Source organism: Leifsonia sp. NPDC058230, assembly GCF_042882245.1.
GTDB lineage: Bacteria > Actinomycetota > Actinomycetes > Actinomycetales > Microbacteriaceae > Leifsonia.
In genome coordinates, this window is record NZ_JBHVWM010000001.1 from 354018 (window position 1) to 371525 (window position 17508).

Annotated in this window: 15 protein-coding genes; 11 read left to right on the forward strand and 4 right to left on the reverse strand. The window is 64.1% G+C overall.

The features are described 5' to 3' along the window. Window positions 1-46: 46 nt before the first annotated feature. Window positions 47-271, reverse strand: coding sequence for an ImmA/IrrE family metallo-endopeptidase (locus ACFVV0_RS01840; protein ID WP_387057473.1), 225 nt, complete (start codon window positions 269-271; stop codon window positions 47-49). Between ACFVV0_RS01840 and ACFVV0_RS01845 the strand changes: the two genes are divergently transcribed. The 8 genes from ACFVV0_RS01845 to ACFVV0_RS01880 all read left to right on the forward strand — a co-directional run bounded on the left by ACFVV0_RS01845 (window position 193) and on the right by ACFVV0_RS01880 (window position 9079). Continuing rightward, window positions 193-3702, forward strand: coding sequence for a DUF6527 family protein (locus ACFVV0_RS01845; protein ID WP_387057475.1), 3510 nt, complete (start codon window positions 193-195; stop codon window positions 3700-3702). The genes ACFVV0_RS01840 and ACFVV0_RS01845 overlap by 79 nt on opposite strands. 2 nt (window positions 3703-3704) lie before the next feature. Further along, window positions 3705-4265 carry a suppressor of fused domain protein gene (locus ACFVV0_RS01850; protein WP_387057477.1) on the forward strand — a complete coding sequence of 187 codons (561 nt, stop codon included), beginning with the start codon at window positions 3705-3707 and terminating at the stop codon, window positions 4263-4265. Between the two features lie 222 nt (window positions 4266-4487). Beyond that, on the forward strand, window positions 4488-4745 hold the full coding sequence (locus ACFVV0_RS01855) for a hypothetical protein (RefSeq protein WP_387057479.1): 258 nt from the start codon (window positions 4488-4490) through the stop codon (window positions 4743-4745). A gap of 151 nt (window positions 4746-4896) precedes the next feature. Continuing rightward, a complete protein-coding gene (locus ACFVV0_RS01860; RefSeq protein ID WP_387057481.1) occupies window positions 4897-5295 on the forward strand; it encodes an ankyrin repeat domain-containing protein in 399 nt (132 codons plus the stop codon). 190 nt (window positions 5296-5485) lie between these two features. Continuing rightward, the gene (locus tag ACFVV0_RS01865; protein WP_387057483.1) at window positions 5486-5884 is read left to right on the forward strand and encodes a hypothetical protein; all 399 of its coding nucleotides are present in this window, start codon (window positions 5486-5488) and stop codon (window positions 5882-5884) included. Window positions 5885-5894: 10 nt separating this feature from the next. After that, on the forward strand, window positions 5895-6503 hold the full coding sequence (locus tag ACFVV0_RS01870; protein ID WP_387057485.1) for an SMI1/KNR4 family protein: 609 nt from the start codon (window positions 5895-5897) through the stop codon (window positions 6501-6503). Window positions 6504-6519: 16 nt separating this feature from the next. After that, complete coding sequence (locus ACFVV0_RS01875; protein WP_387057487.1) at window positions 6520-7149, forward strand: T6SS immunity protein Tdi1 domain-containing protein; 630 nt, start codon at window positions 6520-6522, stop codon at window positions 7147-7149. A 979-nt stretch (window positions 7150-8128) separates the two neighbouring features. Beyond that, a complete protein-coding gene (locus ACFVV0_RS01880; RefSeq protein ID WP_387057489.1) occupies window positions 8129-9079 on the forward strand; it encodes an NAD(P)-dependent alcohol dehydrogenase in 951 nt (316 codons plus the stop codon). Here ACFVV0_RS01880 and ACFVV0_RS01885 read toward each other — a convergent pair. Continuing rightward, a complete protein-coding gene (locus ACFVV0_RS01885) occupies window positions 9076-9723 on the reverse strand; it encodes a class I SAM-dependent methyltransferase (protein ID WP_387057491.1) in 648 nt (215 codons plus the stop codon). The genes ACFVV0_RS01880 and ACFVV0_RS01885 overlap by 4 nt on opposite strands. Window positions 9724-9750: 27 nt before the next feature. Beyond that, a complete protein-coding gene (locus tag ACFVV0_RS01890; protein ID WP_387057493.1) occupies window positions 9751-13182 on the reverse strand; it encodes an esterase-like activity of phytase family protein in 3432 nt (1143 codons plus the stop codon). 243 nt (window positions 13183-13425) lie between these two features. Between ACFVV0_RS01890 and ACFVV0_RS01895 the strand changes: the two genes are divergently transcribed. Together ACFVV0_RS01895 and ACFVV0_RS01900 are read left to right on the forward strand one after the other, a co-directional pair. Beyond that, window positions 13426-14565 carry an ice-binding family protein gene (locus ACFVV0_RS01895; protein WP_387057495.1) on the forward strand — a complete coding sequence of 380 codons (1140 nt, stop codon included), beginning with the start codon at window positions 13426-13428 and terminating at the stop codon, window positions 14563-14565. A gap of 171 nt (window positions 14566-14736) precedes the next feature. Next, complete coding sequence (locus tag ACFVV0_RS01900) at window positions 14737-15672, forward strand: diacylglycerol/lipid kinase family protein (RefSeq protein WP_387057497.1); 936 nt, start codon at window positions 14737-14739, stop codon at window positions 15670-15672. A 38-nt stretch (window positions 15673-15710) separates the two neighbouring features. On the opposite strand, the gene ACFVV0_RS01905 is transcribed toward ACFVV0_RS01900, so the two are convergent. Beyond that, window positions 15711-15896 carry a hypothetical protein gene (locus ACFVV0_RS01905; protein ID WP_387057499.1) on the reverse strand — a complete coding sequence of 62 codons (186 nt, stop codon included), beginning with the start codon at window positions 15894-15896 and terminating at the stop codon, window positions 15711-15713. Between the two features lie 99 nt (window positions 15897-15995). Between ACFVV0_RS01905 and ACFVV0_RS01910 the strand changes: the two genes are divergently transcribed. Continuing rightward, window positions 15996-17498 (forward strand): SDR family oxidoreductase, encoded by a 1503-nt coding sequence (locus tag ACFVV0_RS01910; RefSeq protein ID WP_387057501.1) that lies wholly within the window; start codon window positions 15996-15998, stop codon window positions 17496-17498. Window positions 17499-17508: the final 10 nt, after the last annotated feature.

Consider the following 17508-nt stretch of genomic DNA (forward strand, 5'->3'; position numbering starts at 1 on the left):
CGTTGTGTGCGGCGCGCGAGGGCCCGGACTCAACGCATTGCTCCGGCTAGCGACTGCGTCCGGCGGACAGTTGCCTCTGAACCCCTGTGGTGTTGTAACGGAAGCGCGCCATATCCAAGGAAGTGTTGAAGGCACCTGCGATGCGCTCGGGAGTATTGATGCCGCGACGTGCCGCGGCGATGAGTGCCTCCCGTGGCAGCAGCAGCGTTCCGCCAAAGGCGGTTGCCTGCTGGCTGCGGCAACAAAGTCGTAACACCGCTCGGACGGTCACGCTGGCACATCTCCGGAGGCGAGCACGACATCAGTCTGTCTCCGTCGGTGGCCAACAACGCGTTCCCATGCAGGTCTCACTACTTCATCAAGGCGGGACGCATTCAGTGGGCAAGCACGCTCTCCGGGGAGTCGCAGACCAACACCAGCTCATACAACTGGACCAGCTCGGCGACCTACAACCCGGCCTGGGGAGTGGAGACCTCCGCGACCGACGAGAACGGCAAAGTCACCACCGCGACGTACGACGCGCTTGGTCGCCGCACCGCGGTCTGGCTGCCGAACACGCCGCAGGCGTCGAATCCGACCCCGTCGATCGCCTACGCCTACACGGAGTCGCTGACCGCGCCGAGCACGGTCAAGACCACCACGTTGATCGCGTCGCAGCAGGTATCCACGTACACCCTGTACGACGGCCTCGGCCAGGTCGTGCAGACCCAGACCGCCGCCGAGGGCAGCGGAACAGCGATCGCCGACAGCTACTACGACACCGCGGGGCGGGTGTCCGCGACGAACAACACGTACTGGACCACGTCCGTCAACCCTTCGACGGCGCTCTTCGTTCCCGCCAGTGAGCAGCAGATCCCGTCCGAGACGGTCACCCAATACGACGGGGCCGGGCGAGTGACAGCGACCATCCTCAATTCCGGGCTGGTGGAGAAATACCGCACCAGCTACAGCTACCCCGGGACAGATCGGACAGACACGAACCCGCCCGCTGGGGGAACGCCAACGACGACGATCACCGACTCCAAAGGTGAGCGGACCGCGCTGATCCAGTACCTCGCGGCCACCACGGATGGTGCAGCTACTCAAGAGAAGACCACCTACGGGTACGACCCGGCAGGGAAGATGACCTCGATGGTCGATCCGGTGGGAAACACCTGGACCTGGACCTTCGACCTCTCCGGAAACCAAATAGCTGCGACCGACCCTGACACGGGCGTCAGCAGTGCCACCTTCGATACGGCGGGCAATCAGCTCACCACCACTGACACCCGCGGCATCACCTTGGCCTACAGCTACGACGCGCTCGGACGGAAGACAGCCGAACGCTCCGGGTCCTCGACCGGGAGTCTGCTCGCCTCCTGGGTCTACGACACCATCGCGAAAGGACAGCTGACCTCCTCCACCAGCTACTCCGGATCCACACCGAGCACCCCTGGGCTGGCGTACACGTCAACCGTCACCGGCTACGACAACCAGTACGATCCCGCCGGCGTGACCGTCAGCATCCCCACCGGAGCTCCCGCATTCGGAGGAACCAGCTACACCACCAGCTACGGCTACTACCCAGACGGCGCCCTCGGCCAAACCACTCTCCCCGCGATGGGCGGCCTCAGCTCCGAACGACTGCGTACGAACTACGACAGCCACGGCAAGATCGCGAACCTGAGCGGTGACGCGACCTACGCGATCGACACCTGGTCGCCGATCGGCCAGCTCTCGCAGTATCAGCGCAGCGGAACGACGTCGTTGTACTCCACTTACTCCTACGATTCGGCCACCGGGCTGCTCTCCGACCTGAAAGACACCACCGCCGTCGGAAGTGTGTACACGACCCAGGCAGACCGCGCCTACGGTCGCGACAACGCCGGCGACGTCACCTCCATCGCGTCCGCGGGAGCGCTCGGCGCCGACACACAGTGCTTCAATTACGACCACCTGCAGAACCTCACCGAAGCGTGGACGCCCTCCACCTCCGACTGCTCGGCCGCTCCGAGCTCGACGACACTCGGCGGTCCAGCCCCGTATTGGAACAGCTACACGGTCGATCCGGCCACCGGCAACCGCACCCAGACAATCGAACACCCGACTACCGGTACGGCGCAGACCGACACGTACAGCTACCCGGCCGCAGGCGCACCCGGCCCCCACGCGGTGTCCTCGGTCACGCACACGCAGGGCACGAACACCAGCACCTCCACCTACGGGTACGACCTTGCCGGCGACACCACATCCCGGCCGAACCAGACACTGACGTATAACGAGACCGGCAAGGTGGGCAGCGTCACCGTCGGCAGCGTCACACAGTCCGACGTGTACGACGCGAACGGAACCCTCCTGTTGCAAAGCGACGGTTCGTCGGGGTCGACGCTGTTCATCGGACCGACCGAACTGCACCTAGCCGCCGGCGCATCCACCTCGACTGCCGTCCGCACGTATACGGGCGCCAACGGTGCCGCGATCGCCGAACGGTCGACCGCGGTCGGGGTGACCGGAAGCACCCTGTCGTGGCTCGGAACCGATGGGCAGAACACGGCGATATTGGCGGTGAATTCCTCCACTGGTGCAATTACGGCACGCTTCACTGACCCGTTCGGTAGTGCACGCGGGGTTATGCCGACGTGGACAAGTAGCCACGCGTTTCTCAACGCGGCCGTGTCTGCCTTGTCGGGTCTGATCCAGCTGGGGGCTCGGGTCTACGACTCGACGATTGGGAAGTTCCTCTCCGCCGACCCGGTGCTGGACCCATCGAGCCCGCAACAGAACAACGGCTACTCGTACGCGCACAACAACCCGGTCACGAGCTCAGATCCGTCCGGCCTGCTCGTGATGATGCGCGACGGGGACTCGCCAACACCGACGAAGAACAAGTCCGCCCAAGGATCCGCGCCCGGAAACGGTGGTGCTGGGGCATCCGCGGGCTCCGGTGGTGGGGGGCACGTCGACCACGGTGACACCGGAAACGGGGCAACCAAGACCAAGTCGCAGGGCGTCAAGACCGTCTCGAAGAAGGCGAAGTCTGGCTTCGACTGGGGTGGGTTCTGGAACGCGGTCGCCGTCGTTGCACTGATCGCGGTCGTGGTGGTGGTCGCGGTCGCGCTGGTTGCCTGTGTAGTCGCCACAGCTGGAATCTGCGGCGGAATCGCGGCCGGTGCAGCGATCGCGGCCGAAGGTGCAGTGGACGTGGGCACCGCAATTGCCACCGGCGCTGCAGTCGATACGAGCATTGCCGCGGGGACCGAACTCGCCGCAGACGGAGCGGCTGCCGAAGCGGCTGCCGGTGGCGTAGCCGAGGCCGCAACTGCAGATTCTGCATCAGGGGCGGCAGCGGACGTCGCATCGGATTCTGCCACTTCAAGTGGCGAGCAAGGTGCCATGTTGAGGGGAACAAACCAGAGAGGGCAACTCACTTCTCGCGGGAGTTGGCGCGACAAGACGGTACAGGATGCCTGGGATAGCGCCGCCGACGGCACAGACGGATCAAAGCTTTGCCCGACCTGTAGCAATCCCGTCAGAGTGGCGCCCAAGTCGGGCGTTCCCAGAGACTGGGATGTCTCTCACAATCCCTCGTGGTCAAATCGAATGTTCCCGAACGACATCACCCGCGGCGGAGTGATCGATGACTATAATTCTGGAGTCAATCTCGAGTGTCCCGCGTGTAACCGTAGCGGCGGCAACAATGATCTTCGTTTTGGAGGACCCTGATCATGGAGGAGCTCGACGCGCATTTCAGAAGATATCTCGGTCGGCTCGCGGGAATCCGAAAATTCTCGGGCGCTCCTGAAGGCCTCGATGTGGAATTCGATCTGCTCACATTCGAACCAGGGGAAGGCGGCTTTGTCCCCGTTATCTCGAGAGGTCTGAGTTCACACGTGCTTTCGATGGGAGTGGCTAGAAACACACGCGTCGAGTTGTTGATGCTAGTTCCGGAGACGCTTTCCGAGCTTGCCGAGTCGCGCATCTGCGATATCGCCCTCGACGTGTTTCGTTCACACCGGGCGCCAGGGCGTTCCCAAGTGTTGGATCAACGGGGGGAAGTCTTCCCCGATTCCGATATGAACGCACTGATGTCCGTCGCACCGGTTTACCAAGGTTCGGGATTCTTTGTTCTCGATACATCGGCAGAGCGCATCTTGTTTCCCTGGTTGATGCCGATTACCGCAGCGGAGGCCGAGTTCGTTGAGTTAAACGGAAGCGACGCCTTTGAGGCGGTGCTCGAGGAATCCAATGTCGACATGCGGAATCCGTACCGCGAGTCACTGTGCTGACCGAATGGGATGAACTGCCCAGCGGCGGAGGCGGCGGCTTGTTGACGGAAGTGTGCTTGCGTATCAGGTCGATGCCTGGCTCAAGGCGCTGTACGGAAAGTAGGCAAGCGGAGGAGCGAAATGAATGGTCGAGACTTTCAGCTATGGGCGTACGTCGTGAGTATGGGACGTCTACTATTGCGCAGTACGAAAAGCGATCGATTCGAAACTCGCGTTGACGTCGTGTTCCAAAACGTCCGGGCCATTCAATTACCTACCCAATTGACGGGAATGCGTATCGCTCCTGCCGACGACGATGAGATCAAGCGCATCGTCCGTGAGTCCGGAATATCGGCCGACGAGGGCGTTGTCTTCTACTCTGTTGCCGGCCCGAACTTCAGAGGATATGTGGCTGCGGGCGTCATGGTTACCAGCGAGGATTCAGGTGAGTATTTTGAGCCGAGCGAGGTTTGGCGTGACGGGCCCGGCAGTCTGGGCTGAACTCCTGCCAAGCGATGCGAGTCATGGAGCGTGGTCCATCAAGATGGATCACAGGCAATCGCTCTGCAGGGCGGCGGACTTGCTACCACCCGAGCAATTTCCAGATTGAAAATCCCGTGACCAACCGATCCCACATGTTCGAGATGTCCCGATGAACGACTCCGTTCCCGACCCGAAGCGAACGGCGCTTCATGCCGCCGCTGTCGAAGGCGGAGCAGACGACGTGCATGCCGCGCTGAGCTCCGGTGACGCCATTGATGCACAAGACAGCCAGGGAAACACTCCGCTTTTCCTTGCCGCAGTCAACCAGAATCTCGAGACGCTTACGGCTCTGCTCGACGCTGGCGCCGACATGGAACTGGCCAACCTATGGGGCAATACGCCTCTCTGGGCGGCGACGTTCTATTCAGCTGATGACGGGGCCCTGATTCAGGCTTTGTTGGATCGCGGGGCTGACGCCCACCACGTCAACAAGGCCGGCAACTCCCCGCGGAAGCTAGCGTGGACGATCGCGAACTACGACGTAAGGAGGTTCTACCCTCGCGGCTGACTTATGACTATCGAACGCAGAGAGGGATGACCTTGGCGGCTTCTAGTCGGTAGTGGTCTCTCGTTCCCAACGGTGTCGTGTTGCGCGTACCACAGTCAGCAGTCGCGCATCAGGTTGTCGAGTCACCTGATCTGTATGGCGAAGGCGGAGTCCTTTCGCGCGGTACTGTTTCCGGCGTGGAGGTTGCTTGGTGAGCGGAGACATCGAGGTGGGTCGAGAGCGACTGATGTCCCTATTTGCCGGCGCGCCGGTCAGCGAGTCGACACAGGAGGCCCGCGTTGCCATCGCCCGTCACGCCTCCGACGCTTTCATGTTCTCCGGGATTCCTGCCAGGGAGTTGCTTTCGATCTATAGTCGGCGGCGTGCCCGCATGCGCGATGAGAGTCCTCTTGCTCGAGATATTGATGTTCTCCTCGACGCGCTAAGAGGACGGCTTCAATCTGTTGTCTACTTGGCAGCGATTGAATACGACAAACGCGGATTCGGCATTTTCGTCGCTGAGGATATTGACCAGATTTTGGCGGTCCATGTCGCGGACGATCGACGCTACGAACCGAAACTTCGGGGCTCGTTCCCTAGGTCAACGTAACCTTTGGACCGTGATGACAGAGCTATTGGAGACGTTGTCCCGCATTGAAGCTGGCTTAGAGCGCCTTGGTCGTAAGCCGCTACTTCGGTTGATGAAGCCAGGGTTGAACCTCGATGAGATTCGGGGACAACCAGTGGCCGCAGGGTTGGGGCGCAGTGTGCTGTTTGAGGAACTTCACTCATGGAGAGATGGAACGCTCACCACTGGGGTGACACTCGATGACATTCAAATGTTTCCGGGCTTTTACCTGCTCTCGCTCGAGGAGGCAATTGCCAATTACCGCGCCTTCACGGCTGACTCGAGGTGGGACCGCGGCTGGCTTCCACTGTTCGCGAACGGGGGAGGGGACTTCTATGTCGTTGACTTTGAACCGCGATCAATGGGAGAAATTCGGCACTTCCGGATCGAGGAGAGCGAGAATCCTGTCGAGTTCCGGTCTTTGTCGAACATGATGGAGACCCTGGCAGCTGCATTTGATCGAGGAGTGTTCTACGTCGATCCCGACCGATATCTCGAAATGGATGATCTTCGATTTGCTGCCCTCGCGAGAGAGCTCAATCCGGATATCGCCTGGTGGATAGACTCAGACCCGACTGCCCACAGTGGCGATCGGGCCTAGGCACTAGGACTTGTTCATGTTCGAGAATTTCGTCATTCGATACGGTTCGGCCGTGACCGCGCGAACGGCGGGAACGCCGTGGATTGAACCTCAGCTTGAACGGGCACGCGGCTACGTTGCCTTTGCTCGTCAGTTCGCCGGGTCTACATTCGCCCGTGGGCTGCTTCGCATCCATGACGCAGAAAGCGGGCCGGTGGCCGCAGCATTCGTGGACGGCGCGTTCCCTGAGTACGGCGGCCGGCTCAAGCCGTTTGCGTTCGATTGGCTGGGTCGTCAGTTCGTATTGGATGAAGATCAAATGCGGGACGGTGAACCGCTGGTGCTGTTGATGGAGCCGGGCACCGGGATGGGTCTTGAGATTCCTACGACTTTTGCAGAACTCATCGACGACGAGCTCGTCGAAAGCAGTGACGCGGCACTCCTCGACCAGTTCTTCGAGGAATGGTCGGACGTCAACCCGGGGTTCCTTCCCCTCGACTTCGACCAATGCGCTGGGTACAAGGTGCCGCTGTTTCTCGGCGGCGTGGACGGCGTTGAGAACCTCGAGGTTTCTAACATGGATGTCTATTGGTCTTTGACAGGGCAGCTACGAGTCGCGACCCGCGATCTTCCGCCAGGTGTGTCGATCTCAGATATCGGTGCGTAGCCAGCGGCACCGATTGCGTGGTGTTCGCGGCAGCTGCTCTGGTGTCGCCACCTTCGATCGGAGCACGGCCGACTACCGCTACCCGAGTGGTAGCGCCCACGTCGATTGAGTACTGACCCTCGGCCTCAGATCCCTTGTGTTCACTGGGATCGACCGGTATCGCTGGAATGAAATCGCCCTTAGCCTGGAACGATTCTCGGGACGACCCAAAAGTGCCCAGCAAACTCAAGGTCCACAGAAAAGCTGAAGGACCCACGAAGGCTGTTTCAGGAAATCTGGGAAACGGATTCACGAAATAGGCCGAGCGAACGAACAAAGGCCGGTCTGACGGAAACGTCGGACCGGCCTTTCGTGTTGGTCAAGCGAATCATTGTCTGAATCGAAGTGACGGGACAGCGTTCTCAAGCCGCCGCAACTCGGCATCCGCATCACCAACCGATAGATGCAGCTCTTGGAAGCGTTGGTCGCCCCGCACAGTGATTCCGAGCGCCTCACCTCGCCCGGAGTAGTTCCAGAAATGACGCTCGCCGTTCAGGTGGAATGTCCCACACAGTTTCCCCATGAAGTCGAGCCCTGGGCCACGCCAACCGGTTGGGATTCGGAAAGGATTTCGCTCCACCCGCGCGGCAGTAAGGCTCTCCAGGGGAACGACGACCGCACTACGGCAACACCACAACCGGTCAAGCCCCCGCGGTTTGACGGTGAGAGTGTCAGAGCTGATTTCTAGGAGCGTTCTATCGGACATCAATAGCCTCTCGTTCCCGAAGCCTTCCAATCGTCATCGAGTGGCCGATGAGACTCTGTATGGTCAATAGGAGAAGAGGCGGTGGGCTCCGATTCATTACGCGGCGGCTTCCACAAATGACGGAGTAGACAGACGCACCACCCTCCGTCAGCGCCTCGGCACCGCCTCCAGAACGCGTCCGAGTACACTCGGCCGCATGTCCAGTGCTCCGCGTCCGACGCTGATGGCCGTGGCATGAAGGCTGTGGTGTACGACCGGTACGGCCCGCCCGACGTGCTGCGGGTCGAGGATGTCCCGGTGCCGTCGCCGAGCGCGAAGCAGGTGCTGATCGAGGTCGTCGCGACGTCCGTGAATCTGACGGACTGGGAGGGATTGACGGGGTCTCCGGCGTACGCGCGGATCGGTGCGCTGCGTGCCCCATCTCGTCGGGTGCTCGGCTCGGACATCGCCGGGCGCGTAGCCGATGTCGGCTCCGAGGTCACCCGTTTCCGCCTGGGCGATGAGGTGTACGGCGACAATCTGGCGCTCAAGGGCGGGTTCGCCGAATACGCCGTAGCGCCCGAATCGGTGCTCGCCCACAAGCAGGCAGAGCTGACGTTCGCCGAGGTCTCGACATTGCCCCAGTCCGGCTCGATCGCCATTCAGGGAACCGCCGGCGCACGCCAGGGGCAGCGCATCCTGATCAACGGGGCGGGCGGTGGGGCGGGGTCGCTCGCCATCCAGCTCGCGAAGCGCTCCGGGGCGCACGTGACAGGCGTCGACAACGCGGGCAAGCTCGAATTCATGCGAGAGCTCGGTGCCGACGAAGTGGTCGACTATCGCAGCGAGGACTTCACCCGGCGCGAACCGTTCGACCTCGTGCTCGATCTCGTCGCGCACCGATCAGTGTTCGCCTATCGGCGGGCGCTGACGCGCGGCGGGCGCTACCTCTTCGTCGGCGGAACGGTGCGATCGCTGCTGCGGGTCATCACCGTCGGGGCTCTCCTCGGCGTGCTCACCGGGCGACATCTGGGACTCCTCATCGCACGGCCCGGGCCGACGTACTTCGAGCCGGCCGCCGAGCGTTGCATCGCCGGCGACCTCCGTATCCACATCGACCGCACATTCGCGCTCGACGAGGTGCCGCAGGCGATCGCCTACGCCGGCGAGGGGCACGCGCTCGGCAAGGTGGTTGTCACACCCTAGGTCGTCTGGAGCGCCTTGTGCGCGAGAAGTATGAGCGAAGGCGCCTTGGATGCGGGATCCAGGGTGGCTTGCAGGTCGATCACGAAGCCGTGGGATTCAATGAGTTCGGCGAAGATCTCGAGCGGACGCTTTGCCATGTGGACGTTCATCGGGAGGCCTCCGTAGCCCTCTGTCTTCGTATGCGTCGATGCGCCGAGGTGACCGCCGACAAGCAGATAGCCGCCGGGCTCGAGCTTCTCCGAGAACTGAGCCATGACCGTGCCGAGAGAGCTGTCGGGCACGTGATGAAGCACCCACCAACAGGTGATGCCGGCGAGGCTATGCGAAGCGACCGGAAGCTCTGTGATCGACCCGACGTCGAAGCTGATCTCCGGATGATTCGTTCGCGCTATCTCGATCAGCCGAGGCGAAAGGTCGATTCCGCTGATCTCCAGGCCGTTGTCATGCAGGTAAGCCGTGACCCACCCAGGGCCGCATCCGGCGTCCAGGACCCGTCCCTGCATCCCTACGAGGGTCGAGAAGACGTCGAGAAACGACCTCGCGACAGGTGAACGATCCATCGCAGCCCGAGTGAAGTCGGTGTAGTTGTCTGCGACCGTGTCATACGACTGCCGAGTGCTGTCGATCCAATCCGCGTCCCTCACACACTCACCCTACGGATACCGTTCGTCTCAGGGCACCTTGACAACGATGTTGAGAACGCGTGTGCGCTGGGCCGCTCCGAAGTTGTCATCGCTGATCAGGCTGACCCCGAGCGTGTGCGACGGACCCTGCGACGTGATCGCCATTCCCTCGAAGTTGTCGAGCAGCGGGTTTGCCTGAGGCTCGAGCGGGGTGGCGCCCAGGGTGGGTCCCTTCACGAGGTCGGCGACCAGCTTCTTCGTGAGAGCATCACGGGTCGGCGCTGCCGACAGGTCGGCGACGTCGCTGACATCCGCCGCGTGCTGCAGACCGGTGACGGCGAACAGCTGCACCGCGTTGCCCGTGATCGGCGAGAACGACGCCTCCTCGACCAGGAACGCGTCGTCGCTGTACGCCGCGACCTCGGGCACGCGCATCCCTGCCTCGGTGCGGTACTCGACCTGCTTCTCGAGGATCCACCGGCCGTGGCGATCCTGGGTGTAGACCAGGAAGCGGTGAGCGCTGGCGTCACCCGATGCCGAGACATCGCCGGAGAGTGCTCCCTCCATCGCTGCGACGATCGTGTGACCGGACGGTGACATCGTCAGGCCCTCGAGGGTGGCGTTGCTCGTCGCCTGTCCGCCGGGCGTCGTGCCGGTGACGGCGAAGCGAGCGGGAACAGGGAGCGATGTCTTCTGGATGCCGTCCCGCCCGAAGATGCGGATCGACGGCTCCGTCTCCGAGCTGACGGCATAGTCGCCATTCGGGAGCACGACCAGGCCCTCATTGTCCGCCGTCGTTCCGTCGTAGGCCGTGCCGTCCGCCTTCTTCAGCACCAGCGGATCGCTCACGACCTTCGGATCGGAGAGATTCCGGAAGGACCAGACTCGAGCAGGATCGGTTGCGTGATTGTCGACCGCAGAGAGCCACGAGTTGGTGCGCTTGTCGAAGGCGAGAGAAGAGAGACCCCCGAGTTCGACACCGTTTCGCGTGAGCTTGTCGAGTGAATCGCTGTAACCGAGCGCGATCGCGTCCGGCGGGATCACTCGCGAGGCCGGCTTGCCTTTGCCGAACGGCAGGCGCACCACCTGGGGGTCGTGGTCGCTGACCTGGTTCGCGAACTCGGAGTTGATGTGCACCACCTGGTACTGCGACTTCCCCACCCCTGACGTGACGAGGATGTGGTCGAGCACCTCGCTCACACCCTGGAAGTCGTAGGTGTACTGCTCGTCGGCGGGAAGCGTCGAGATCAGATCGGTGAGGATCGGCTTCTTCGAGGCCTTGCCGGTCAGCGTGGCGAGCGCAGGGCTGAACTGGTAGTCGTTCAGGTCACCGGCGACGACGACCTTCGCCTTCTTGTCCACTTTGAGCAGGGATGCGACGAAGGCGTTGACCTCTGTGGCCTGCTGCTGTCGCTGCACGGCCGACGACTGCGCGGGGTACTGGAATCGGCCGTCCTGGCTCTGGTCGCCCAGCTTCGAGTCGAAGTGGTTGCCGATCACGAAGACGTTCTGGCCGCGGAAGGTGAACTCTCCGACCAGGGGCTTGCGGCTGCTGGTCCAGGCGTCGCTGGTCGGGTCGATGCGCCCGGGCGACAGCGTCAGGTCGGGCTGACCGTGCACCTTCGCCACTGCCGTCGCGGTCGTCGAGCGGTCGACCGAGGACGAGCCACGGTCGTCGAAAGTGACGCGCGCCGGGTTGAAGAGGAACACCACGCGGATGTTCCCACCCGGCTGCCCGCCGTCCTCGTCGTTCACCGGGTCGACCTCACGCCACTGGTAGAAGGGGCCTCCCGCGGCGCTGATCGCGGTCGTCAGTCGGATGAGCGTCTGGTCCGCTGTGACGGTTCCGTCGTCAGTTGCGCCATTGTCGTCCTGCACCTCTTCGACAGCGAGGATGTCGGGGGAGGCGAGGCTCGTGACCACTCCCTGCGCGAGCCTCGCGTACTTGTCCGCCGGGTCTGCCGGAGCGAGGTTCTCGACGTTGTAGGTCGCGACCGAGAGCTGATCCGCCGACTGGGCGGTCGCGGTGACCGGCTTGAGCCCTCCGCTGACCACTGCGCCGAGCTGGGTGGCGGCGATCAGGTAGCCGCCGAACTGCGAATAGTCGATCGGTCCGACGGTCGCGCCGGAGAACACGTCACCGACGTTCACGCCGGGGTTCGAGCCGTTGGCGGCGACGACCTCGAGTCGCCCGGACGGCGTCGCGTTCTCCGCGGTGAGGAGCGTTCCACCCCGGTAGCTCGCCAGTTGCGACGGCTTGGTCGTCACGTACTGCTCGGCGAAGCTGTCGGACGGACCGACGACGCGGGCGTCGTCCACCTCGGTTCGCATCCCCTCGATCGATTCGTAGAAGTCGAGCGCGGAGCGCTTCGGGGTGATCGGGGTGGACTCGATGTTCGCACCGCCCAGATCGGGCGCGTACAGGTCGGGAACGGTGGACGGCGTCAGCACGACCGGCGCCGGGAGGGCGTTGCCGTGCGAGATGACGGACACGGTCGAGTTCTCGATCTCGGTCACCGACAGGTTGGAGGTCGTCGCGACGGTCTGGCCGGACGACAGCGGGTAGAAGTCCTTCACCGTGCCACTGACGACGACGGAGTCCCCGACGGCGACAGTCGGCGCCGAGGTGAAGACGAAGATGCCCTCGCTCGTAGCGGGGTCGGCGTCGGCGTTCGGGTCCTGCAGCCAATATCCGTGGCTGCTGCCCGTCAGCCGGACACCGGTGACGATGCCGGGAACGTTCGTGACCGTCTGGCCGTTGATCGGGGAGATCCAGCTCGAGCCCTGAAGATCGTGGATGCGCAGCGGGCCGGGAGTCGGCGGGTTCGGGTCCGTCGGGATCGACGGGAGGTTCGCCGCCCGGGGCGTCGGTGCACCCGAGGTGAAGTCGTCTGCATTCCGGTCGGTGTCTGCCGAGTCGATGCGCTGCACCGAGAAGGTGTTGGACGCGCCGGGAACGGCCGGCGCATCCGCGAGCGCCGCCGTGCCGAAGCCGACGAGGTCCACTGCGGCCGCATTGCACGCGCCAGGGTCAGCACAGCTGAGTGCGCTCGCCGAATCGACGAGAGCGACCGTTCCCGAGGTCGCCGAGAGGGCGATCGTACCGCTGGCATCCGGGGTCGGGAGTGCGACTGTGCCGCCCGCGCCCTGGGACTCCTGCACGAGATACAGGCCGCCCGGTGCGATCGAGCCCGAGAGTGGGGTCACCTGCCATGCGCCTGTCGCCGATCCGGAGTGGTACTGCACCGAGTAGCCGGAAAGATCGACGGCTGTGGTGCCGCGGTTGGCCAGCTCGACGAAGTCGTTCGTGAAGCTGGACCCGGAGTTACCGCCGCCGCCGTAGACCTCGTTGACGACGAGGCCATCCGACGGCATGGCGGCCGCCGGGGAGGCGATCAGAAATGCGGCAACCGCACTCAGCGCGCCGACGGCGGCGAGGGCGCTACGGGTGACATGACGGACAGCGAGACCTGAACGCATGATTCTCCTCTCGAACAGGGGGTATACGACGTGATTCAACGCCCCGCAAGTGAACCCCGGGTTGCGAGCAGGCGGACATCTCGCGGTGAAACGCGTGAGAGTGATTCTCCCTATTCAGGCGATATCCTTGATCTAACGCTCCAGATGTGCGATGCTCCGCACAAGAGGTATGGCCGACGCTTCCTCGTGTCTCTCCAGGACCTCCCGATTCGGGCGGGGGCCGTCATGGCCAGATCTACTTTTGTGCGTTCAACCATTGTCACTGCTGGACTGTTGACCGCGATCGGGCTTTTCGCCGGGTCGCAGAGTGCTCAGGCAGCCACGACCATCGACGGGCCCGTGGGACTCGGAACGGCGGCGTCGTACGGGGCGCTCGCCGCGAGTGAGCTCACCAACACCGGTCCGACCGTCGTCACAGGCGACATAGGCGTGTCACCAGGATCGTCGGTGACTGGCTTCACCGGAGCCCCGAACGGCTCATTCACCGGCACCCTTCACCAGACCGACGCAGCAGCCGCGCAGGCGCAAAGCGACGTCACCACGGCGTTCAACGTCGCCGCATCCCTCACCCCCACGACATCGGGGCTGAGTGAGCTCAACGGACTCTCACTGACCCCGGGGGTGTACTCCGGCGGCGCGCTCGCGCTCGCCGACAACGGTGCACTCACCCTTGCGGGTAGCGCCAGCTCCGTGTGGGTGTTCCAAGCCGCCAGCACCCTGACCATCGGTTCGGCCACGCTCATCACCATCACAGGAGGCGCGACCGCGTGCAACGTGTTCTGGGAGGTCGGCTCCTCGGCCACTCTCGGCACCGGCGCACAGTTCCAGGGAACCGTACTCGCCAAGCAATCCATCACGGCGACCACCGGGGCCACGATCGTCGGCCGGCTTCTCGCCAACACCGCAGCGGTGACACTCGACACCAACACGATCACCGTCCCCACCGGTTGTCCCGCGTCCGGAACCGTCACCAGCAGCCCCGAGATCACCTCCGCCAGCCCGACCGGCGCGACAGCGGGCACGCCGTACTCGTACACGGTGACGGCCACCGGAACCCCCACCCCCACTTTCACGGTGACGAGCGGTGCGCTGCCGGCGGGCCTGACCCTCAACGGCACGACCGGCGTCATCTCCGGCACACCGACCACCGCGGGCTCATCGACGTTCACGATCACAGCGTCGAACGGCGCGGCTCCCGTGAGTTCTGCAAGTTACACCATCGTGACCGCCGCCGCGGCACCCGCGGCAGCCGTGAACCTGCTCGCGGCGACCGGCAGCAACCCGGCACTACCAGTGACAGCGGCACTCGCGATGCTCGCCGCAGGTGCCCTCCTTGTCCTCCGTGGACGCCGCAACAGCCGAAGCATCCCCAAGCACCGATAGGCCCCGAGGTCAGGACGTCAGCACGATCGGCTCGACGTGGCACAGGGTTGTCGCTGAATGGAGCCTTATCCTTAGCGGGTGAGCGCGGATCCGGAGAGCGTAGCGCCGGCACGGCGAGCCGCGATCGTGTTCAACCCGAGCAAAGTCGACATCGGTGCGCTTCGTGCACGCGTGGCCGATGTGGAGTCGCGCAACGGATGGGCCGCATCCGGATGGTTCGAGACAAGCCAGGTCGATGATGGCCGCGGAGCCGCCGAGAGCGCCGCCGCGTCGGGTCCGGCGCTGATTGTGATCGTCGGTGGAGACGGGACGCTCCGAGCTTCTGCGGAAGTGCTCGCCGGCGCCGGTATCCCGCTGGGGTTGGTTCCTGCCGGTACCGGCAATCTGTTCGCCCGCGAGTTGCGTCTTCCGGTCAACAACTTGGGTGCGGCCGTCGCCACGGCGTTCGCGGGCGTGGACAGGCACGCCGACATGGGACGCGCCGTGCTCACGCGCCAAAACGGCGAACAGGAAGAGCGCGCGTTCCTGGTCATGGCCGGCATCGGCCTGGATGCGCACATGGCCGCTCACACCAACCAGAGACTGAAAAAGCGCATCGGCTGGTTGGCCTACTCGGATCCGATAGCCCGCAGCATCCTCGGCAACAAGCAATTCGACATGTTCTACACCCTGGATGACAACCCAGAGGTGTCGATGCGTGCGCACACGGTCATCGTCGGAAACTCAGGCAGCCTGACCGCCGGTCTCCTTCTGATCCCCGCGGCCACGGTGGACGACGGGTTTCTCGATGCCGTCGTGTTCCGGCCACGCGGAGGAGGCGGCTGGACGAACATCGGCTACCGGCTCACCTTCAACCGGGTGTTGCACCGCACCCGCTTCGGGAGACTCGTCGCCCGTCTCACCCCTCAACCACGAGCCATCCGCTACGCACAAGCAAAGACCATGCGCGTCCGGTTCCGGGAGCCGCAGGAGATTCAACTCGATGGGGACCCCAACGGCACCGTCATCGGCGCGACGCTCACGATAGTGCCCCGAGCTCTGACCATTCGGGTCGATCCGAAGCGTGTGGCGAGTCCGGAATTGAAACGACGAAAGCAGTCCGGTTGACACGTGCCTGTCCGCGAGTGTGTCCCGCGGGCGAGCCGCTACGCGCTCGGTGACTTGGGTCCGGCCTTCTTCGATCCGGCCGCACGTCGGATGGCTCCGATGATGATCGTCGCAATGACGAGGACTATCCCGATGATGCCCAACCAGAGCAGTCCTTTGATCGCGAATCCGACGATCGCCAGGATGACCCACAGGACGACGAGCACGATTACCAAGATGAGCATGCGCCAACCGTACGCCAACGCCGGTTCGTCGACAGGTGGGTTGACATGACAACAAGGATGAGCCCCGCCCGGGCTTGACCTGGAGCGTATGGTCGTCGAATGACGCGACAGGTTCTCGTGACAGGGGCGACCGGCTACATCGGTGGCCGCCTGGTGCCGCGCCTGCTGGCAGACGGTTTCGCGGTGCGTGTGCTCGCGCGCTCCCCCCAGAAGCTCACCGATGTGCCGTGGGCGTCGGAGGTCGAGATCGTTCCCGGCGACCTGCACGACCTCGACTCGGTGCGGGAGGCGATGCGCGGGGTGGACGTCGCCTACTACCTCGTGCACTCCATGCGAGCCTCCGGGGATTTCGAGGAGGACGAATCCGGAGCCGCACGCACCGTGGCCGCAGCAGCGAGCGAAGCCGGCGTATCGAAGATCGTCTACCTCGGAGCGCTCCACCCCGACGGTGTGGAGCTGTCGCGGCACCTGCGCTCGCGAGTGGCCGTCGGGCGCATCCTGCTCGAGTCCGGCGTGCCGACCGTGGTGTTCCAAGCCGGTGTCGTGATCGGTTCCGGATCGGCGTCGTTCGAGATGATCCGGCACCTCACGGAAGTTCTGCCGTACATGCCGGCGCCGAAGTGGGTGCGCAACCGCATCCAGCCGATCGCCATCCGTGACGTGCTCCACTATCTGCGGGCCGCTGCCGACCTGCCGCCCGAGGTGAACCGGGCGTTCGACATCGGTGGCCCGGACATCCTGCGCTATGGGCAGATGATGAACGGCTTCGCCGTCGAGGCCGGCCTGCGGCAGCGCCCGATCGCCTCCCTGCCGGTGTTCACCCCCTGGCTCGCATCGCAATGGGTCAACCTGGTCACGCCCATCCCGCGCAGCCTCGCGGTGCCGATCATCGAGTCGCTGCAGTTCGACTGCATCGTGCGCGAACATGACATCGACGGCGTCATCCCGCCGCCCGAGGGCGGCCTCACGGGCTACCGCACCGCCGTGCGGCTCGCACTCACCAAGATGCGCGACCGCACCGTCGAGACCAGCTGGCGCAACTCATCCGTCGACGGCGCCCCGAGCGACCCGCTGCCGAGCGACCCCGACTGGGCCGGCCACACGGTCTACACGGATGTGCGTGAGCGATCGAGCGCGGCATCTCCGCAGAGCCTGTGGCGCGTCATCGAGGGCATCGGGGGAGAGCGCGGCTGGTATTCGTTCCCTCTGGCGTGGGCGCTACGCGGCTGGGCGGACAAGCTCGTCGGCGGCGTGGGCCTCACCCGCGGCCGCCTCGACCCCGACCACCTGCAGACCGGAGATGCCGTGGACTGGTGGCGCGTCGAGCACCTGGAGCGCGGCAAGCGACTGCGACTACGCGCCGAGATGCGGGTGCCCGGGCTCGCGTGGCTCGAGTTGAGCGTCACGCCGGCGGAGGGTTCAGGAGCGATCTATCGTCAGCGTGCGATCTTCTTTCCTCAGGGGCTCCCTGGGCGGCTGTACTGGCTTGCCGTTCTGCCCTTCCACGGCATCATCTTCTCGGGCATGGTCGATCGCATCGTGCTCGACGCAGAGCGGGCCGAGCAGGAGGAGGCCGAGCGAGCCGAGCACGGAGCAGGCTGAGGTCGCGGGC

What these genes read in the sequence shown, in the direction of transcription:
- ACFVV0_RS01850 (WP_387057477.1), top strand. Translation starts at nt 3,705, where the DNA reads ATGGAGGAGCTCGACGCGCATTTCAGAAGATATCTCGGTCGGCTCGCG.
- ACFVV0_RS01860 (WP_387057481.1), top strand. Translation starts at nt 4,897, where the DNA reads ATGAACGACTCCGTTCCCGACCCGAAGCGAACGGCGCTTCATGCCGCC.
- ACFVV0_RS01875 (WP_387057487.1), top strand. Translation starts at nt 6,520, where the DNA reads ATGTTCGAGAATTTCGTCATTCGATACGGTTCGGCCGTGACCGCGCGA.
- ACFVV0_RS01880 (WP_387057489.1), top strand. Translation starts at nt 8,129, where the DNA reads ATGAAGGCTGTGGTGTACGACCGGTACGGCCCGCCCGACGTGCTGCGG.
- ACFVV0_RS01890 (WP_387057493.1), bottom strand. Translation starts at nt 13,182, where the DNA reads ATGCGTTCAGGTCTCGCTGTCCGTCATGTCACCCGTAGCGCCCTCGCC.
- ACFVV0_RS01905 (WP_387057499.1), bottom strand. Translation starts at nt 15,896, where the DNA reads ATGCTCATCTTGGTAATCGTGCTCGTCGTCCTGTGGGTCATCCTGGCG.
- ACFVV0_RS01910 (WP_387057501.1), top strand. Translation starts at nt 15,996, where the DNA reads ATGACGCGACAGGTTCTCGTGACAGGGGCGACCGGCTACATCGGTGGC.